Genomic DNA, 17,025 nt, shown 5'->3' with positions numbered 1-17,025 from the left:
TCTGCATGCGGCCACCATAGCAAGCACGGCAGCGGTGGCCATCGTACGAAAGTCCATGCAGCGAACTCGACGCGGCGCGCGCCGCCCGCTAACTTCGCCCCATGACCAGCCTGCTGATTGCCGACGACCACCCGTTGTTCCGCGCCGCGCTGCGTCTGGCGGCTGGCGAGAACCTCGACGACTGCAGCGTGCGCGAAGCGGCCGACCTGCCCGGGGTACTCGCCGCGCTGGCCGCCGAACCGGATACCGACCTGGTCCTGCTCGACCTGCACATGCCCGGCAGCCGGGGCCTGTCCGGGCTCGCCGCGTTGCGCGGGCAGCATCCCGGCGTGGCCGTGCTGGTGGTGTCCGCCCACGACGACCCGCGCATCGTGCGCCGCGTACTCGACCATGGCGCCGCCGGCTTCATTCCCAAGAGCGCCAGCCCGGCCGAGATCGGCGTGGCGATCCGCAGCGTGCTCGACTGCGGCAGCTGGCTGCCGCCCGGCCTCGCCGACGCCGTCGCCGCGCTGCCGGCCGACCCCGCCGACACCGATCTCGCCCGCCGCCTCGCCCGCCTCACCGAGCAACAGTCGCGCGTGCTGGCACTGCTCGCCGAAGGCCTGCTCAACAAGCAGATCGCCGACCGCCTGGGTATCCAGGAGCGCACGGTCAAGGCGCACGTCACAGCCATCTTCGAGAAACTGAAGGTGCGCAACCGGACGCAGGCCGGGATGGCGCTGCGCTCGCTGGACCTGGAAACCCCAACGCGGGAAGCCTGAGCGCGGCACGGTGCCGATCGCCGTGCATCGCGCCACGCATCCGCCGCCCGCTACATCCGGGGCAGGCTCGCGTCGGCGCCCGTGCCGTCGGCGCAACACTGCGCAAGCACGGAGCCGAACGTCACCACCACGGTATCGTCCACCAGGCGCAGGGTGTAGGCGCGGGTGCGCCGAGCCACCGGTGCCGTGCAGGCCTCCGCCAGGATAGCGGTCATCCGCTGCGTCGCCACCGGGTCGGTCCGGTAGCGCATGTCCACCAGCTCGGGGACGTAGTAGTTGAGGAAATTGTGGCTGGCGAACATGTCGTCCACGGAAAGATAGATCGGCACCAGCGCGCGGACCAGCGGGAACTGCTCCACGACGTGCGCCACGGGGGGCGCGTACCCCACCGTGCCGTCGAGCAGGTAGCCGCGCAGCGGCCCGGCGGCCCCCAGCTCGGCAAGGTCGTCGGCCAGTCGCGCGGCAATCCGCTCCTCGTAGTTTTTCTGCTCGCCCATGGCATTGCCGTAGACGCTGGCGATGGCGCACATGCCAAGGGCGAGCATGCCGGCGACGGCCACCACCCACCGCACCGAGCGATGCCATTGCCGCAGGGCCGCCTGCATGACGATCAGTGCCGCCGCCAGCAGGGCGCCCACGCCCACCAGCACGCGCGGCTCGATCTCCGGCTTGAGCAGCACCAGCATGGGCCCCGCCACGCAGAGCAGCGCCGCCAGCGGCAGCGCGAAGGCGGTCACGAACAGCATCGCGCCAACCCAGGCCGGATGCGCGTGGCGAACCCGCCGCGCATAACGCAGACCGATCGCCACGGGAAACAGCGCCAGCAACACCAGGACCGGGGCGAAATACATCCACCAGTGGCGGTTGAAGCTGCTGCCGATGAACCCGTAGAAATCGACGATGTTGTCCTTGATCAGCGGCAGGTCGTGCAAGCCGTGGATCCGCTCCGCCTTCTGCTTCACCCAGCCGTGGATGTGGATACCGACGAGCACCTGATAGACCAGCATGGCGAGGCCGACCTGCCCTACCCGTGCCAGGAGCTGCCTGGTCCAGCGCCGCAATTCCTCCCCATGCAACTGGGCAAGCACCACCTCCAGCAGCACGAAGATCAGATAGGCATTGATGGCAGCCTGGTAGAAGCAGAGGCTGGCGAAAATCGCCAGCACGCCCCACCACCATCCGTTGCGGTTATCCCTCAGCGCGATGAGCGGCAGCAGGGCGAGCAGCATCGCCATGCTCATGCTCAGGGCATCGAACTTGTAGGAAAGATTCTCCAGGTAGAACGGCTGTGCACCCAGCGGAAACGCCACCAGGGCGGCCACCCACGGCGAACGGATGGCGTAGCGGCGCGCGATCATCGCGCCAGCCCACGCGAGCACTACGACGGCGCCGATCTGGGTCAGCGGGGAGAGGTCGACCAGTGCCGAGTCGTAGCACTGCAGCAGTTTCATCAGCAGGGTCGTCAGCGGCCTGCCATTGGAATCCCAGCCGGTATGGCCGATCAGCGCGCGCTTGAGGTCGTCCATGTAATAGCGGTTGGCGCGCAGGATCGGGTAAAGGATCAGGACGTACAGCGCGAGCAGGATGACGAAGACGTCGCGGCCGACGCGCCGTGAAGCGGCGCCGCCAGCGCCGGGTATGTCCTGCGGCATCGGCTGGCTCATGGTGCAGGACTCGCTGCTGCGGCGCCCACGGCACCGCATGGGTCTCGGGGAGTATCAGCCCACGTCGTCAGGCATGTCTGCCACATCGGAAATTCCACCGGAAAATGGGCGCCGCCGCTTGGATCGCCCTGCCGGAATGATGAGGGATCGACACGGGCGACCGGAAGTACCCATGGTCGCCGCCATGCCGGTCAGGCCCGCTCCGCGCCCGCGATCACCCGCTGCAGCACCTGCCGCAACGCCAGCGGTTTCAGCGGCTTGTACAGCACCCCCACTCCGGCTTCGAGCAGGCGCTGGCGCAATTCGCCGTCGCGGTCGGCGGTGAGCATCACGGTGGGCACGTCGGCGTAGCGGGCGCGCAGCAGATGCCACACGTCCAGCCCGGTCTGCCCGCCGTCGAGATGGAAATCGAGGATGTGCAGGTCGGGCCGCCACGGTGCGGCCAGCGCCTGCTCGGCGTTGCGGGCGACGTGGACGTGCCAGCCCCAGCCGGCGAGCAGACTGCCAAGCGCGGCCAGCGCCGCCGGTTCGTTGTCGAGCAGCAAGGCGCGACCGGCAGGCAGCGGCTGCTGCGCATGCGCGGGCGGCGCGGATCGCGCCACGGCCTGCGCCACCGGCGCGTCGACATGGAACACGCTGCCGCGTCCGGGCCAAGAACGCAGCCCGAGCGGATGGCCAAGCAGGTCGGCCATCCGCTGGGCGATCGACAGGCCCAGGCCCAGACCCTGCCCGCCCGCGGCGCTGCCGCGGCGGAACTCCTGGAAGATCAGCCGCTGCTCCTCCGGCGCGATGCCGGGGCCGGTGTCCCACACCTCGATGCGCAGCTGCCCACCGCGCCGGCGCGTGCCGAGCAGCACGCGGCCGCGTTCGCCATAGCGCAGCGCGTTGGACAGGAAATTCTGCAGTACCCGGCGCAGCAGTTGCGGATCGGAGCGCACCCAGGCGCGCGTGCCGACCACGTCCAGCCGCACGCCGCGGTCGATCGCGATGGCACGGAATTCGGCGGCCAGCGGATCCAGCACCTCGGCCAGCGCGAACGCGCGCGGCTGCGGGTGCAGCCGCCCGCCTTCGAGCCGGGCCACGTCGAGCAGCCCGGTGAGCAGGCCTTCGGTGGCGGCCAACGCGCCGTTGAGATGCCGCGCGTTGGCCGCGTCGCCGCCGCGCTCGGTCAGCGCATGGGCGAACAGCTGCGCCGCGTGCAGCGGCTGCATCAGGTCGTGTGTCACCGCGGCGAGGAAGCGGCTCTTGGCCTCGTTCGCCGCCTGCGCCTCGGCCGAGGCCGCGGCCAGTTCGCGCGTGCGCGCTTCCACGCGCAGTTCCAGCGTCTCGTTGATGCGCTTCAGCGCCGCCTCGGCCTGGCGGAACGCGGTGACGTCGGTGAAGGTGGCCACGAAGCCGCCGCCGGGCATCGGGTTGCCGCGGATCTCGACGATGGTGCCGTCGGGGAAGCGCCGCTCGGAGAGATGCCGGGTACCCTCGCGCATGTGCGCCAGCCGGCGCTGCACGCGCTGCTCCACCTCGCCCGGGCCGAGCATGCCGATATCGATGTTGTGGCGGGTCAGCTCGGCCACCGGCCGGCCCACCTGCAACATCTCCGGCGGATAGTCGAACAGTCGCGCGTACGGCGTATTCCAGGCCACCAGGCGCAGCTCGGCATCGACCACGCAGATGCCCTGGCTCATGTTCTCCAGCGCCGCCTCCAGCACGCGCTGGTTGAAGCGCAGGTCCTGCGCCGCCTCGCCGACGATGGCGACCACCGTATCGAGGTCGTCGCGGCCCTGCCGGTGCACCACCTCCAGCAACAGGCGCGCGGAGGCGGCGCCGATCACCGCAGCCAGCTCGTGCTCGACCTCGGCGACCCGCGCGCTGCCGGCCGGCCCCGCGGCGGGCGCGCTGGCGAACAGGTATTCGACCCGTTCCGGCGGCAGGAAGCGCGCCGCCAGTGCGCGCAGTTCGACCAGACCGACATCGCCCACGCTGACCGTGCGCGCCACCCTGCCGTAGCGCGAACCGGCCATCGCCAGCATCACCGCGACGTTGAGCAGCAGGCTCACCACCACGGCCCGACCGAGCCGGTTCCAGTTGCCCAGCCCGAGCAGGCCGTCCGGCGCCAGCCAGTGCAGGCCGAACGGGCCGTCGTGCAGCCACGCGGGCATGGACGACAGCAATGCCGGCAGCACCGCATACAGCCACACCAGGGTGCCGGCGGCCAGCCCGGCCATGACCGCGCGCGAGCCCAGTTGCGGCCGGTACACCGCGGCCAGCAGCGCCGGGGTCAAGCCGGCCAGCGCGGAAAACGAAATCGCGCCGATGTCGGCCAGCGCCTCGTTGCCCGCCAGCAGCCTGCTGTAGGCCCAGGCCAGCAGGATCACCACCAGGATCGCCACGCGCCGGTAATTCAGCAGTTCGCCGCGCAGATCGCCGTGCTCGTCGCGACCCCAGCCCGCCCGCACCCGCAGCGGCGCGACGAAGTGGTTCACCACCATCAGGCTCAGGGTCAGCGTGGCGATCACCACCATGCTGGTGGCGGCGCTCAGGCCACCGAGGAAAGCGACCAGCGCCAACCCGTGTTCGCCGCGCGCCAGCGGCAGCGCCAGCACGTACATGTCCGACGACACGCCGCTCGCGCCCAGCCACGCGTCACCCAGCCGCGCCAGCGGCAGGATCGGCAGCGAGATCAGCAGCAGGTACAGCGGAAACAGCCAGCGCGCGGTGCGCAGCTGGCCGTCCTCGCGGCATTCCACGATGCCGGCGTAGAACTGGTGTGGCATGGTGAACATCGCCAGTGCGCCGAGCAGGATCAGCGCCGGGAAGCCGCTGCTGTCCGGCGGCGCCGGTACGTTCGCCGGCAGATCCGCCGGCAACGCGGCGAACAACAGTGTGCCCAGCGCCAGCATCGCGCCCAGCTTGAACAGCGATTCGAACGCCATCGCCAGCACCAGCCCGCGGTTGTGCGCCATGGTCGAGGCGCGCCGGGTGCCGAACAGCATCGCGAACAGCGCCATCAGCAATGCCACGTACAGCGCGCTGTCCTGCCACGGGCTGGATTCGGCCAGCTGGCCGTGACTGAGGATGCCGTAGCTCATCGCCACCGCCTTCAGCTGCAGCGCGATGTACGGCACGATGCCGATCACCACCACCACCGTGACCAGCGCCGCCAGTCCCGGGTGCCGCCCCAGCCGCACCGCGATCAGGTCGGCCAGCGAACCGGCGTTGTACTCGCGCACCAGTTGCACCATCCGGCGCAGGAAACCCAGCGCGAACAGGTACATCAGGATCGCCCCGACGAAGGTCGGCGGCAGCCACCAGCCCGAGCGGCTGGCCTGGGTCACGGTGCCGTAGAACGTCCACGAGGTGCAGTGGATCGCCAGCGACAGCGCGTACACGATCGCCCAGCGCTTCTCGAAAATGTGGGGGCGGCGCTCGCCGAGCAGCGCCACGCCAAACAGCAGGCCGAGCCAGCACAGCGCGGCGATGGCGATGACGCTGGCGCTCAGCATGTGGGGCGCACCCGTGGAAACCACTGCAGGAGCGACTTCAGTTGCGATGCTGTTGTTTGCTGTTTCTGGTGAGACGAAAGCTTCAAAGCAAAGAGCTTTCGTCCTCCTTCGGAGGGCGAGTTACTTCTCTTTTGCTTGTCCAAAAGAGAAGTAACCAAGAGAAAACGACACCCCGCTTGGCGCTTGCCGCCCATCCATGGGCGGCAAGTCCGTGAGCCGGGGCCGGGCTTTTCGAGCGGGCTCCTGCCCGCGCGAAAAGGAGCCGACATCCCTGTCGGCTCCCGCTGCGCGGCCTGTCGACCCCGTCTCACCGCCGCGCAGGGGACCCCGGGTAGAGCAGCGGGCCATCCTGGCCCGCACTCGGTGATAGAGCTGAAAAGCCAAAGCCACGGCAAAGCGGCGCTTCGCCGTGGCTTTGCTCCCGCTCTTGATCTGGCTCCTCTGAAGAGTGCGCGCTGGGAGCGCGCTGCCCTACCCGGGGCCCCTCTGCAGCGGCGGACGGGCGAAGGAAAGCCCGCAGGGTGGCCGGCAAGGATGCCGGCCAGTTTTTCGCCAGCACAGGCGACGGCATGGATGCCGGAGTGGAGGCAACGCAGGGAGCGGTTGCCCGATGTGCTGTCGAAAAACCCCGTAGCCCGTCCGCGAACTTTCCGGGCATGGCGAGGGCATGGATGCCCGAGTGGAGGCAACGCAGGAGCAGTTGCCCGATGCCCGGAAAGCGCGCAAGCGGGGTGGCCTTTCTCTTTGGTTACTTTCTCTTTGGCCACGCAAAGAGAAAGTAACTCGGGCGCCAGAGGCGCACGAAAGCTCTTGCCTCTGATGCTTCTCGCTCTGAACGAAGCAAGAGCATCGCGCACGAAGTGCGCTCCTTAGGTCTTGATGTCCGACCTGTCAGGGTCGAGCATTCCCGACTGATCATCGGGGGAACCGGGTGATGCCGATGCGCTCCTTTGGCTTCGAGCCCGTGACGTAGATGCACACCCCGGTTCCGATTTCGCTCATCCAGAAGTTTGAACGGTACCCTCGGCCCGCCACTGGCGTGAGCCTGCACACCTAAGGATCAGCCGGATGAGCATGGTGATCGGAACAAACCATGCGAGGTAAGGCGATGACAAACGTTGTGGGAGTGGATGTGGCCAAGGCCACGTTTGATGTGGCCGTTGGTCTGGCCAAGCCGGGCAAATTCCAGACACGCGCCAAGGTGGCCAATCGTGAAGAAGGCTTCCAGGAGTTGATGACCTGGTTGGACAAGCACGCGCCGGAAGCGGCGGTGTGCATGGAAGCGACGGGGATCTATCACGAGGCACTGGCCATCTTCCTGGTACAGCAAGGCAAGACGGTCTACGTGGCCAATCCGGCGCAAGTAAAGTACTTCGGCAAGAGCCAGCTGACGCGAACCAAGACCGACCGCACAGACGCCAAGCTCATTGCGCAGTTCGCCACCAGTCAGCAGGCCGGCACCCATCCGATGGCGCCGTGGATGCCGCCGACAGCGGCCCAGCGCACCTTGCGCGCGCTGGTCGAACGGCTGGACGATCTCAAGGGCATGGAGCGGATGGAAGCGAACCGACTCGACGTCGCCAATGACGCCGTACGCGACTCGGTGGAAGCGTCGCTCAAGGAACTGCGCAAGCAGATCAAGGCGCTGGAGCAGCGCATCAACAATCACATCGACAAGGATCCCCAGCTGCGCTACGACGCGGCGTTGATGACGTCCATCCCCGGCATCGCCAAGACCACGTCGGCCTCCCTGCTCGCCGCACTGGGCGACCTGCGACGCTTCGACGCGCCGGGCAAGCTGGTCGCCTTCGCCGGCCTCAACCCGGCACGGCGCGAGTCGGGCACGCTCAAGGGACAGGTCCGGATCTCCAAAACCGGTGCCCCCGGCTTGCGCGCCAAACTCTACTTTCCCGCCATCTGCGCCAAGAACCACAACCCCGTGGTTCGTGCCTTCTGCGAACGGTTGCTCGCACGCGGGAAGCTCCCCATCGTGACCGTGTGTGCCGCCATGCGGAAGCTCCTGCACCTAGTCTGGGGCGTCATCCATACCAACTCGCTGTTTGATCCTGACTACCCCAGACACCGCCTCGTTGCCTCTGCGCACGCATCACCTGGATGCTCGCTTGCATAACGCGGAACGAGACGGTATCTACAGACAGCCGGCGGAGGAAGCGGAGGCGCCCCGCCATCAATGCCCCGCCGGCATCCCCAGCGCCCGCACCGCATTCACCACCCAGCGCAGCTGTACGCCCTGGCGTGTGTCGTAGTCGGCTCCGGAATATCCCCACCAGTCCCAGCATGCTTGCGGATTCAAGGGCGCGAAACTTGCGCGGATCTGAGGATATAGCACCGCCACGGCGTAGACGTCAGCCCAGCGGTTGAAGCCGGCGTCCTCGACGAAGGCCTTGCCCACCGCATCGGCGTTCTGCTTGCAGCCGTGGAACGCCACCACCAGGCCGCAGGGCTTGCCAGCGAGGCAAGCTGGCGGCAGGTAGACGTAGCCGGTGCCGGCCAGGAACGCATCGGCGCCCTCCGGGCGCAGCGCGTCCTGGTCAAACGTGCGCAGCTCGCCTTGCGCCTTGTCTGCCGAGCGTGCCGGCTTGCCGAACATCTGCGCGAAGATCTCGCCGGCCGCGTCGAAGCCGCAGTGGCCCAGATATGGCGCCACCGACTTGTCGCAATTGTCGCCGCGGGCGGCTATCGGCAGGTTGTGTGCGAACGCGCGTGCGCCATCGTCGTGCACCTGCATGCCCTTCAGCGCCGGTGTGGCGTCGCGCAGTTGCCGGTAGAACTGCACCCCCGCCTCTGCCACCGCAGGGGCCACCAGTGCATCGTCCTTGCCGTGCAGCAGATAGACGTGCGCATGGGCGAGATCCTTCAGCGCACCGATCTCGCCCGCCGCCGAGCGCTTCGCGGCATGGGCCACCAGCGCGGCCACGTCCGGTGCCGGCGTGCCTTTCATGCAGCTGCCCAGTGCCACGTCCAGCTTGCCACCAGCGCAGCCGTACGGGCCGCCCGCGACCAGGGCCGCGTTCGGGAACAGCTCCGGGTAGGCCATCTGCGCCTGGCCGGCCATGTAGGCGCCGGAAGAGAGACCGACCACGGCGGTGCGCGCCGGGTCCAGCTTCAATCCGGGCAGGCCCGAACCGGTGTCTTTCGCACAAACGCCGCCGCTGGCCAGCAGGGCCAGCCACAGCAGGCGGGCTACCCATCGGGTATTCATCGGCTCGCTCCGTCTTGCAGGTTCACAAAGTATCCGCAGGAACCCGCCAGCGGGCTCCTGCGGCTCGGCGTGGATCAGAAGTTGTAGCGCACGTTGGCGTACCAGTTGCGCGGCATACCGTAGTACGCGGTGCGGATATTGCCAACGCTGGAGAACTCCTGGCCATCGGTCTTGTAGACCTTGTCTCCGAGGTTGCGCACGCCAGTGCGGAACTGCCAGTGGCCGTCGGCGGAGTCGTAGATGCCGAACAGGCCGGTCACCGAGTAGGCCTTCTGGCTCAAGGCGTCGTAGTTGTCCACGCTCAGCCAGGTTTCGCTGCGGTACGACCAGTCGGCGCCGATGGTGATGGCGCTGCCGTCGCCCAGGGTGAAGGCCTGCGTGGCCGCAACCCGCGAGGTCCAGGTCGGCGAGAACGGCACGTGGTCGTGCAGGCGCGGGTTGTACAACGGGTCGCTGGGATTCAGGCGATGGTCGACGAACTTGGCGTAGCGCGCGTCCATGTAGCCGACCTGGGCCGACAATCGGGTGCCCTGGCCGAACACGGCGGCGCCTTCGAACTCGATGCCGTCCATCTTCAGCTTGGCCGCGTTGATCACCGGGAAGGCGAAGGTCGGGGTGATCGAGCCCGGGTTCTGCACTTCCGACACGCGGGCCTGGAAGTCGGTGTAGTTGCTGTGGAACGCGGCCAGGTTCGCCTGCAGCTTGTTGTCGGCCGAACGCCATTTCAGGCCCAGCTCGTAGGTCCACACGTACTCGGGGTTGTACTCGGCACTCTTCGTTTCGGCCTTGGTGTTGGCGCGGCCGTTGAAGCCACCGGACTTGAAGCCGCGGCTGGCCGAGGCATAGACCATGGTCTGCGGATCGAGCTGCTTCTGCAGGCTGAGCGTGGGCGTCCAAGCATTCCAGCGCTTGCTCGCGTTGAAGGCCACGGTCTCGTTCAACCTGCCGAACGGCACGCCCCAGAACGTGCTGGTGCTGCGGTCGTAATCCTTGTGGTCGCTGCTGTAGCGCACGCCCGCGGCCAGCGTCCAGCTCGGCACGAACTCCCAGTTGATGTGGGCAAAGCCGGCGTAGGTGGTGGTGGTGAGATCGTCGTCGATGGTGCGCAGGAAATTGATCCGTCTACCGGCCAGCGCGAACAGGTCGCTGGCGTACGCTTCCTGGTGCGACGGCACGGTCTCGCGCAACCAGTACAGGCCATACACCGCCTGCAGGTTGCTGCCGTTGTCGTACTGCAGCTGCAGCTCCTGGCTGGCCTGTTTCTGGCGGAAGTCGACCAGCACGTCGCCCAACTGGAACTGCGAGGCGTCGATGTCGACGTAGGAATCGCTGTCGAGCTTGCGGAATGCGCTGATGCTCTTGAGGTTCCAGCGGTCGGACAGTTTCCAGTTGAGGTTCAGCGCGGCGCCTTCGTGCTTGAGCTGCTGGCCCTTGTCCGGACTGAATGAGGTGCGCGTCCTGAAATCGTACTTCTGGTCCGGATTCGGGGTGTACAGCTTCACCGAGCCAAACACCAGGTCGGTGCGCTTCAGCACCGAGACCGGCTGACCCAGCGTGAGGCCGGTGTCCTGCTTGGTGTAGTCGAGGCTGAGTACCGCATCGAAATGCTCCGACGGGTGGTAGCGCAGCTTGCCGCGCACGGACTTGTTGTCCTCGTCGTTGTACTTGTGGCCGGTGGACGGATCGGTGACGTAACCGTCGGTCTGGGCCAACCCGCCGGCGATCGAGGCCGACCATGCGTCGCCCAGCGGACCGCCGAGATAGAACTTGCCCTCACGCCGGCCAAACTTGCCGAAACCGGCTTCGACCGAGCCCTCGGTACTGTCGCCCGGGTTCCTCGTCACCACCTTGACCGCGCCGCCGGTGGAGTTCTTGCCGTACAACGTGCCTTGCGGACCGCGCAGCACTTCGACGCGCTCGACGTCGAACAGACTGATCAACCCGCCCTGGATGCGCGAGTAGTAGACGTCATCGACGTACATGCCCACGCCCGGATCGAAGGTCTGCAGCGCGTCGGGCTGACCGATGCCGCGGATGAAGATGTTCACCGCCGAGGACGAACCGCGGCCCTGCACGATGTTCATGTTCGGCACCGCGCCCTGCAGGCCATCGACGCTGTTCGCCTGCAGGTCCTTCATGTCCTCGCCGCTGAACGCGGTGACCGCGACCGGCACCTTTTCCAGCGACTCGTCGCGGCGACGCGCGCTGACCGTCACTTCCTGCAGCTGCTTCGCCTCGGCCTGCTTCGCCGCCGTCGGCTTGGCACTGGCATCCTCGTTCGTCTGCTGTGCCTGCAGTGGCGCCACCAGGGCCAGACCCAGAACTAGGCCGATTGCCGAACTCAGATGCGTGCGTTTCATGACGTCCCCTTTGCAGTGAATGCATCGCTCACGCGAATGCCGATGAAGGGAGCTTAGGCATGCACGCGAAGCTGGGCACTTGTACCTTGGTACAGTGCCGCCGCTGCGTTCGCGACGGATTCAAATTCTGTCCAGTCAGGGTGCATCCAGCCAGGCCTTGACCTGGGCGATCGCAAGCGGCTCCCATCCCAGCTCCAGGTGGTTGACCGCAATGGTGGCACCACCACCATCATTAGCAATACCTACTACATCCCGGCAGCTCTGGATAAAAACAACGCCATCCGATGGCCCTGTGTGTTCGTTATGCAAGAGCGCTATGTCGTTCTGATTGCCGCACAAGTTGTACACGCGAACACCTGGCGCCGATGGTGAGTTGCGAATCACGTCGACCAGTGATTTACCCATATAGGCGTCGATACCTGGGCCTTTGCTATAATATCCCTGGCCACCAAAATAAGTCGTGTACCAGTCCTGTTCATAGGTTGGCAGCGGATAAACCGAGTCCCATCGCTTCAGCAATTGTGCCGAGCCAGGAAAATAAGCGGAGTCATAGGTCCACTCCGCTCCGTCATGGAAAAAACCGTAGCACATCAGTTGATTGTGCGGGGTTGGGCCATTGATGACGCCGCCGCACGCGGGATAAACGACAAGGCTGAAACTCCAGCCATGACGGAAAGACAAGTCGATTCCGTTGTTGGCCGAACCGAGCAGCAGCAGACGACGAACATCTCCTCGATAGGCTGTACCCCAGGTCTTCTTCACGTTTGAAATGTACATCCGCGCATTGGAAGCCGCCTTGGACCAGGCAACCACGTCAACCTGTGTAGCGCCGGTGCGACTTCTGATTATGGCAACAGCATCCGCGATCTGCTCTGACCAGAAATAGCCATCGCCATTCTTGTGGGCCAGGCCCAGCGCGAATACCTTGTAGCCATCGGCTGAAAGCGACTGCATCATGCCAGTCGTGGGACAGCTCGCACGGCCGCAGCCATAGCCACCAGCTTCGTTCGGATTGGCCCACGCGAGATCAGCATCCTGATTCGCTCCGTGCACGAGCAATATTGGCACCGGTTTGGTATTGCTGCTCCAGCCGGGTGCGTAATACATGAGGAATCGTGATGAATTCGGTTTGCTGCTGCCGAAGAACGTCACACGTTGACCCGACTGATCACCCCGTCCGTCAGTGGGGAAAGACTCCTGAGTAAATGCAGGCTCGGTATCGCGCCAACGTTCGACACGTTCCCAGCCATTCTGGATATTGGAACTGTAACTGGCCTCAAGCGTCGTGGAGCCAGCGGCTGCCGAACTGCCAAACGCGATGGCGAATATCCCGGCTCCGACAATCACTGCTCTCTTGATGCCAAAAGATACCGGACGAAAGAATCGGGTGACTCGTAGCTTGCGCATGAGATGCTCCTGTGATTCTTACGGATTTTATTGACTTGCGGAAGCGCAATAACCTTCAAGTGAGATTAGGTCGTCTAAGGAAGGCCTGAACAAGACGTCATCCCAGCGAGGTGCCTTTCAACAGCCGAAGGCTGGTCAAACGGGGATCCCGTGCCTCGGCTACGGTTTGAGGACACTGGATTCCAGCTTTTGCTGGAATGACGAGCAGAGACTCGATCAGCGCATCCCTAACTTCAGCTTCCCCTCAATAACGGTAAATTACGCGAAGGTCGTAGGTGCGCGGCGCGGTGTAGAAAGCCAATTGCACGCCGGGAAATTCCGCCAGATTAAAGCCTTGGACGTGCACCTTTTCGTTACCGATATTTTGTACCCCGGCACGCACCTCCCACTTGTCTTTGGCCGAACGCAACCCGACGAATGCGTTCAGCAAGGTGTAGGCACGCTGACGCAGAACCGGGGAATCGGTGATTTCGGTAGCCAACGAGCTGCGATGGTTGGCGTCACCATGCAACACGACATCCAGACCATTGGCGACCGGATGTGTCCAGGTGACGCCGATGCTTGCGTTGAGCTTGGGGCTGTTGACGAGGTCGCGTTTGCTGACATCGGTCACCACCCCGCCGACCAAGGTGCTGAACTTGTCATAATTGGCATCGAGCAGGCCCAGCGTCGCGTTGATCGACAGGTTCGGGTTCGGCTGTGCAGCCAGTTCGAATTCCAAGCCCTGGATGGTGGCAGCCGCAGCGTTGGAGAACAGGCTGACGAAGACGCCGCTGACCGGATCCGCACCAAAGCTGGTCACCTGCATATCCGTGTAATCGCTGTAGAAATAGGCTGCGTTGAGGACCAACGCACCGTCCATCCAGCCGGTCTTGGCGCCGGCCTCGTAAGTCCACACGAACTCCGGCTTGAACGGCTGGAAGCTGAAATCGGTCGTGCCCCGGCCATCGAAGCCGCCGCTCTTGAAACCACGCGCCGCCGAGGCATACAGCAACACCTCGCTGTTCGGTTTGTAGGACAACGAGAATTTTGGCGTCAACGCATCGAAGTCAGCTTTGCCATGGATTGGCTTCCCGACCACCCCTGCACCGGCAAGAAACGGCGGCGTCTTCCTGATCATCGAAACGGCCGGATCGAAGAAATTCTCGAATTCCCGCCCCGAAGTCTTTTCTTCGTAGGTGTATCGCAAGCCCGCGCTGAGGGCGAGCTTATCGTTGATATTGTAGGACGCGTCGGCGAATGCGGCGTACGACTTGGTGACCTGCTTCGTGTCGGCCAGACTCGAGCTGGGAAAGCCGAAGATGGTGACCGGGAAGCCGAAGATGGTGGCCGACCCGTCATCCACACCAGAGAAGGAGGTGTCGTCGTCGTGGAAGTAATACATACCCGCAGTACCGGTGAGCGGGCCACCCGCATCGTAATTGGCGCGGAGCTCCTGGCTGAACTGGTTTTCCTTTTCCTTGAGCAAAATGTCCAGGATCGGCAACGGCGAACCGTCGGTGTCCAGATTCAGTTTGAAGTCCATGTCGCGATACGCCGTGATTGATTCGAGCATCACCGCATCCGACGCCTGATAGCGCGCCGTCACCGATGCGCCATAGGCGGTAAGATCCGACAACCCGTTCGCGTTGACGTCAACGACATACGGATCGGTAGCCCTCGGGTAGGTCACCAACTGGCCTGACGACGTGGCACCGGTGATCGACGTTTCCCGTACCGGACTGCGCGAGGTATCAGGTCGATCGCGCTTGCCATCCATGCTGAACAGCACCTGCAGGCGATCGCTCGGCTTCCAGTCAAGTGCGGCGCGCCCGGACAGCGTGTTCTGGTCACCATCGCTTTTGCCGTCCACCGTGTTCCTGGCATAGCCGTTACGCTCGGAATAAGCGATGGCTACCTTGCCATTCAGCGTGTCTTTGACCAACGGGCCGCCGAAGCTGGCCTTGAGCACACGCTGGTCGTAGTTTCCGGCCCCCATCTCCAGGTAGCCCTTGGGCGTGCGCGGTGGCGGCGACGAAACGAACTTGATGGCGCCACCGATGGTATTGCGCCCGTACAACGTGCCTTGCGGACCGCGCAGTACTTCGACCCGGTCGACATCGAACAACTCCAGGAAGGCAGCCTGCGAGCGCGCGACGAACACGTCATCGACATAGATGCCCACACCCGGATCGGCGAAGGCCAGCGAGTCGTTCTGACCGACGCCGCGGATGTAGACGACGGCGTTCGCGCCATCGCCCTTGTCGAGATACAGATTCGGCACCGCATGCTGGATACCGGAAATATCGTCCGCATGCAGATCCGACAGCTGCTGTTGGCTGAAGGCCGAAATGGCGACCGGTACATCCTGCAACCACTCGTCGCGGCGGCGCGCGGTGACCTTGACGGCTTCCAGCTTGGTAGCTTCGCTCTTCCTGGCCAGGCCTGGAGATGTCGCAGCCTGCTGGGTCATATTGTCATCGACAGGGACCTGTTGGGCCTGCAATGGCGCGCCGAACGCAAAACCCAGCACCAGGCCAATCGCCGAACTCAGATGCGTACGCTTCATGACATCCCCCCCTGCAGTGAATGCATCGCTCGCGCGAATGCTGATGAGGGGAGAGTAGGCGGCGGCGCACGCTGGCGGCACTTGTACCTTCGTACAGTGCCGCCGGCATGGGGCGTCCGGGATACTCGTGGCCTGTCGTGGTGGGAGATTCACGGATGGCTTTTCTGATCGTGCTGGTCGCACTGTGCTTTCTGATGTTCGCGGCCTATCGTGGCTACAGCGTCATCCTGTTTGCGCCGATCGCCGCGCTGGGTGCGGTGCTGCTGACCGAGCCGTCGCTGGTGGCGCCGATGTTCACCGGCCTGTTCATGGACAGGATGGTCGGCTTCCTCAAGCTGTACTTCCCGGTATTCATGCTGGGCGCGGTATTCGGCAAGCTGATCGAACTGTCGGGTTTTTCCAAGGCGATCGTGGCGGCCACCATCGGCCTGGTCGGGCGCAGCCGGGCGATTCTCTCCATCGTGCTGGTGTGCGCGCTGCTGACCTACGGTGGAGTCTCGCTGTTCGTGGTGGTGTTCGCGGTGTATCCGTTTGCGGCGGAACTGTTCCGCCAGTCCGACATACCGAAACGGCTGATCCCGGGCACCATCGCGCTGGGCGCGTTCACCTTCACCATGGATTCGCTGCCGGGTACGCCGCAGATCCAGAACATCATCCCCACTTCGTTCTTCGGCACCAACACCTGGGCGGCGCCGTGGCTGGGCACGATCGGCGCGGTGTTCATCCTGGCCATCGGGCTGAGCTACCTCGACTGGCGTCGGCGCAAGGCCGCCGCGGCTGGCGAGGGCTACGGCGACAACCTGCGCAACGAGCCGGCTCCGTTCGAGGGCGACAAGCTGGCCCATCCGCTGGTCGCGCTGCTGCCGCTGGTGCTGGTCGGCGTGTGCAACAAGCTGTTCACCGACCTGATCCCGCGCCTCTACGGCGAGACGCAGTCGTTCCTGCCCAGCGTAGTGGGCAGCGCGAAGCCGGTGGTGCAGGAAGTGTCGAAGGTGGCCGCGATCTGGGCGGTCGAGGGCGCGCTGCTGGTCGGCATCCTGTGCGTGCTGGCGTTCGCCTGGCGCGCAGTGACCGCGCACCTCGCCGCCGGCAGCCAGGCCGCGGTCGGCGGCGCGCTGCTGGCCTCGATGAACACCGCCTCCGAGTACGGCTTCGGCGCGGTGATCGCCGCCCTACCCGGCTTCAAGCTGGTCGCCGACGCGCTGCACACGATCCCCAACCCGCTGCTCAACGAGGCGGTCACCGTGACCGCGCTGGCCGGCATCACCGGTTCGGCCTCCGGCGGCATGAGCATCGCGCTGGGCGCGATGGCCGAGACCTTCATCGCCAACGCGCACGCCGCCGGCATCCCGATGGAGGTGCTGCACCGGGTGGCCGCGATGGCCTCCGGCGGCATGGACACGCTGCCGCACAACGGCGCGGTGATCACCCTGCTGGCGGTGACCGGGCTCACCCACCGGCAGTCCTACCGTGACATCTTCGCGATCACCGTGATCAAGACCCTGGCAGTGCTGGTGGTGATCGCCGCGTACTATCTCCTCGGGGTGGTGTAGCGCACCCGC

Annotated in this window: 9 protein-coding genes; 3 read left to right on the top strand and 6 right to left on the bottom strand. The window is 65.3% G+C overall.

All coding sequences use genetic code 11. The annotated features are described in order from the left end of the window. Positions 1–101 precede the first annotated feature (101 nt). On the top strand, positions 102–761 hold the full coding sequence (locus LRK53_RS09405; RefSeq protein WP_027492697.1) for a response regulator transcription factor: 660 nt from the start codon (positions 102–104) through the stop codon (positions 759–761). Between the two features lie 50 nt (positions 762–811). Here LRK53_RS09405 and LRK53_RS09400 read toward each other — a convergent pair whose 3' ends face one another. Beyond that, positions 812–2,425, bottom strand: a complete 1,614-nt coding sequence (locus LRK53_RS09400) for a glucosyltransferase domain-containing protein (RefSeq protein ID WP_027492698.1) — start codon at positions 2,423–2,425, stop codon at positions 812–814. A gap of 191 nt (positions 2,426–2,616) precedes the next feature. Then, on the bottom strand, positions 2,617–5,925 hold the full coding sequence (locus tag LRK53_RS09395; RefSeq protein WP_027492699.1) for a PAS-domain containing protein: 3,309 nt from the start codon (positions 5,923–5,925) through the stop codon (positions 2,617–2,619). Between the two features lie 1,108 nt (positions 5,926–7,033). On the opposite strand from LRK53_RS09395, the gene LRK53_RS09390 reads away from it, so the two are divergent. After that, positions 7,034–8,056 carry an IS110 family RNA-guided transposase gene (locus LRK53_RS09390; RefSeq protein ID WP_081666535.1) on the top strand — a complete coding sequence of 341 codons (1,023 nt, stop codon included), beginning with the start codon at positions 7,034–7,036 and terminating at the stop codon, positions 8,054–8,056. A 57-nt stretch (positions 8,057–8,113) separates the two neighbouring features. Here LRK53_RS09390 and LRK53_RS09385 read toward each other — a convergent pair whose 3' ends face one another. From LRK53_RS09385 to LRK53_RS09370, 4 genes are all read right to left on the bottom strand, one after another. Further along, positions 8,114–9,148 carry an extracellular catalytic domain type 2 short-chain-length polyhydroxyalkanoate depolymerase gene (locus LRK53_RS09385; protein ID WP_027492246.1) on the bottom strand — a complete coding sequence of 345 codons (1,035 nt, stop codon included), beginning with the start codon at positions 9,146–9,148 and terminating at the stop codon, positions 8,114–8,116. A gap of 74 nt (positions 9,149–9,222) precedes the next feature. Continuing rightward, positions 9,223–11,508 (bottom strand): TonB-dependent receptor, encoded by a 2,286-nt coding sequence (locus LRK53_RS09380; protein ID WP_027492245.1) that lies wholly within the window; start codon positions 11,506–11,508, stop codon positions 9,223–9,225. 135 nt (positions 11,509–11,643) lie between these two features. Further along, complete coding sequence (locus LRK53_RS09375) at positions 11,644–12,915, bottom strand: esterase/lipase family protein (RefSeq protein ID WP_081666587.1); 1,272 nt, start codon at positions 12,913–12,915, stop codon at positions 11,644–11,646. Positions 12,916–13,159: 244 nt separating this feature from the next. Then, a complete protein-coding gene (locus LRK53_RS09370; RefSeq protein WP_027492244.1) occupies positions 13,160–15,463 on the bottom strand; it encodes a TonB-dependent receptor in 2,304 nt (767 codons plus the stop codon). A 155-nt stretch (positions 15,464–15,618) separates the two neighbouring features. Between LRK53_RS09370 and LRK53_RS09365 the strand changes: the two genes are divergently transcribed. Next, positions 15,619–17,016 carry a GntP family permease gene (locus tag LRK53_RS09365; protein ID WP_027492243.1) on the top strand — a complete coding sequence of 466 codons (1,398 nt, stop codon included), beginning with the start codon at positions 15,619–15,621 and terminating at the stop codon, positions 17,014–17,016. Positions 17,017–17,025: the final 9 nt, after the last annotated feature.

The organism is Rhodanobacter thiooxydans, from assembly GCF_021545845.1.
Lineage (GTDB): Bacteria > Pseudomonadota > Gammaproteobacteria > Xanthomonadales > Rhodanobacteraceae > Rhodanobacter.
The sequence above is the reverse complement of the archived record's forward strand: the minus strand, read 5'-3'. Positions and strand labels throughout refer to the sequence as shown.

Bases quoted from the DNA above. Each gene is read 5' to 3' on its own strand.
- LRK53_RS09400 (WP_027492698.1), bottom strand. From the start codon at position 2,425: ATGAGCCAGCCGATGCCGCAGGACATACCCGGCGCTGGCGGCGCCGCT.
- LRK53_RS09375 (WP_081666587.1), bottom strand. From the start codon at position 12,915: ATGCGCAAGCTACGAGTCACCCGATTCTTTCGTCCGGTATCTTTTGGC.
- LRK53_RS09395 (WP_027492699.1), bottom strand. From the start codon at position 5,925: ATGCTGAGCGCCAGCGTCATCGCCATCGCCGCGCTGTGCTGGCTCGGC.
- LRK53_RS09390 (WP_081666535.1), top strand. From the start codon at position 7,034: ATGACAAACGTTGTGGGAGTGGATGTGGCCAAGGCCACGTTTGATGTG.
- LRK53_RS09365 (WP_027492243.1), top strand. From the start codon at position 15,619: ATGGCTTTTCTGATCGTGCTGGTCGCACTGTGCTTTCTGATGTTCGCG.
- LRK53_RS09385 (WP_027492246.1), bottom strand. From the start codon at position 9,148: ATGAATACCCGATGGGTAGCCCGCCTGCTGTGGCTGGCCCTGCTGGCC.
- LRK53_RS09405 (WP_027492697.1), top strand. From the start codon at position 102: ATGACCAGCCTGCTGATTGCCGACGACCACCCGTTGTTCCGCGCCGCG.
- LRK53_RS09370 (WP_027492244.1), bottom strand. From the start codon at position 15,463: ATGAAGCGTACGCATCTGAGTTCGGCGATTGGCCTGGTGCTGGGTTTT.
- LRK53_RS09380 (WP_027492245.1), bottom strand. From the start codon at position 11,508: ATGAAACGCACGCATCTGAGTTCGGCAATCGGCCTAGTTCTGGGTCTG.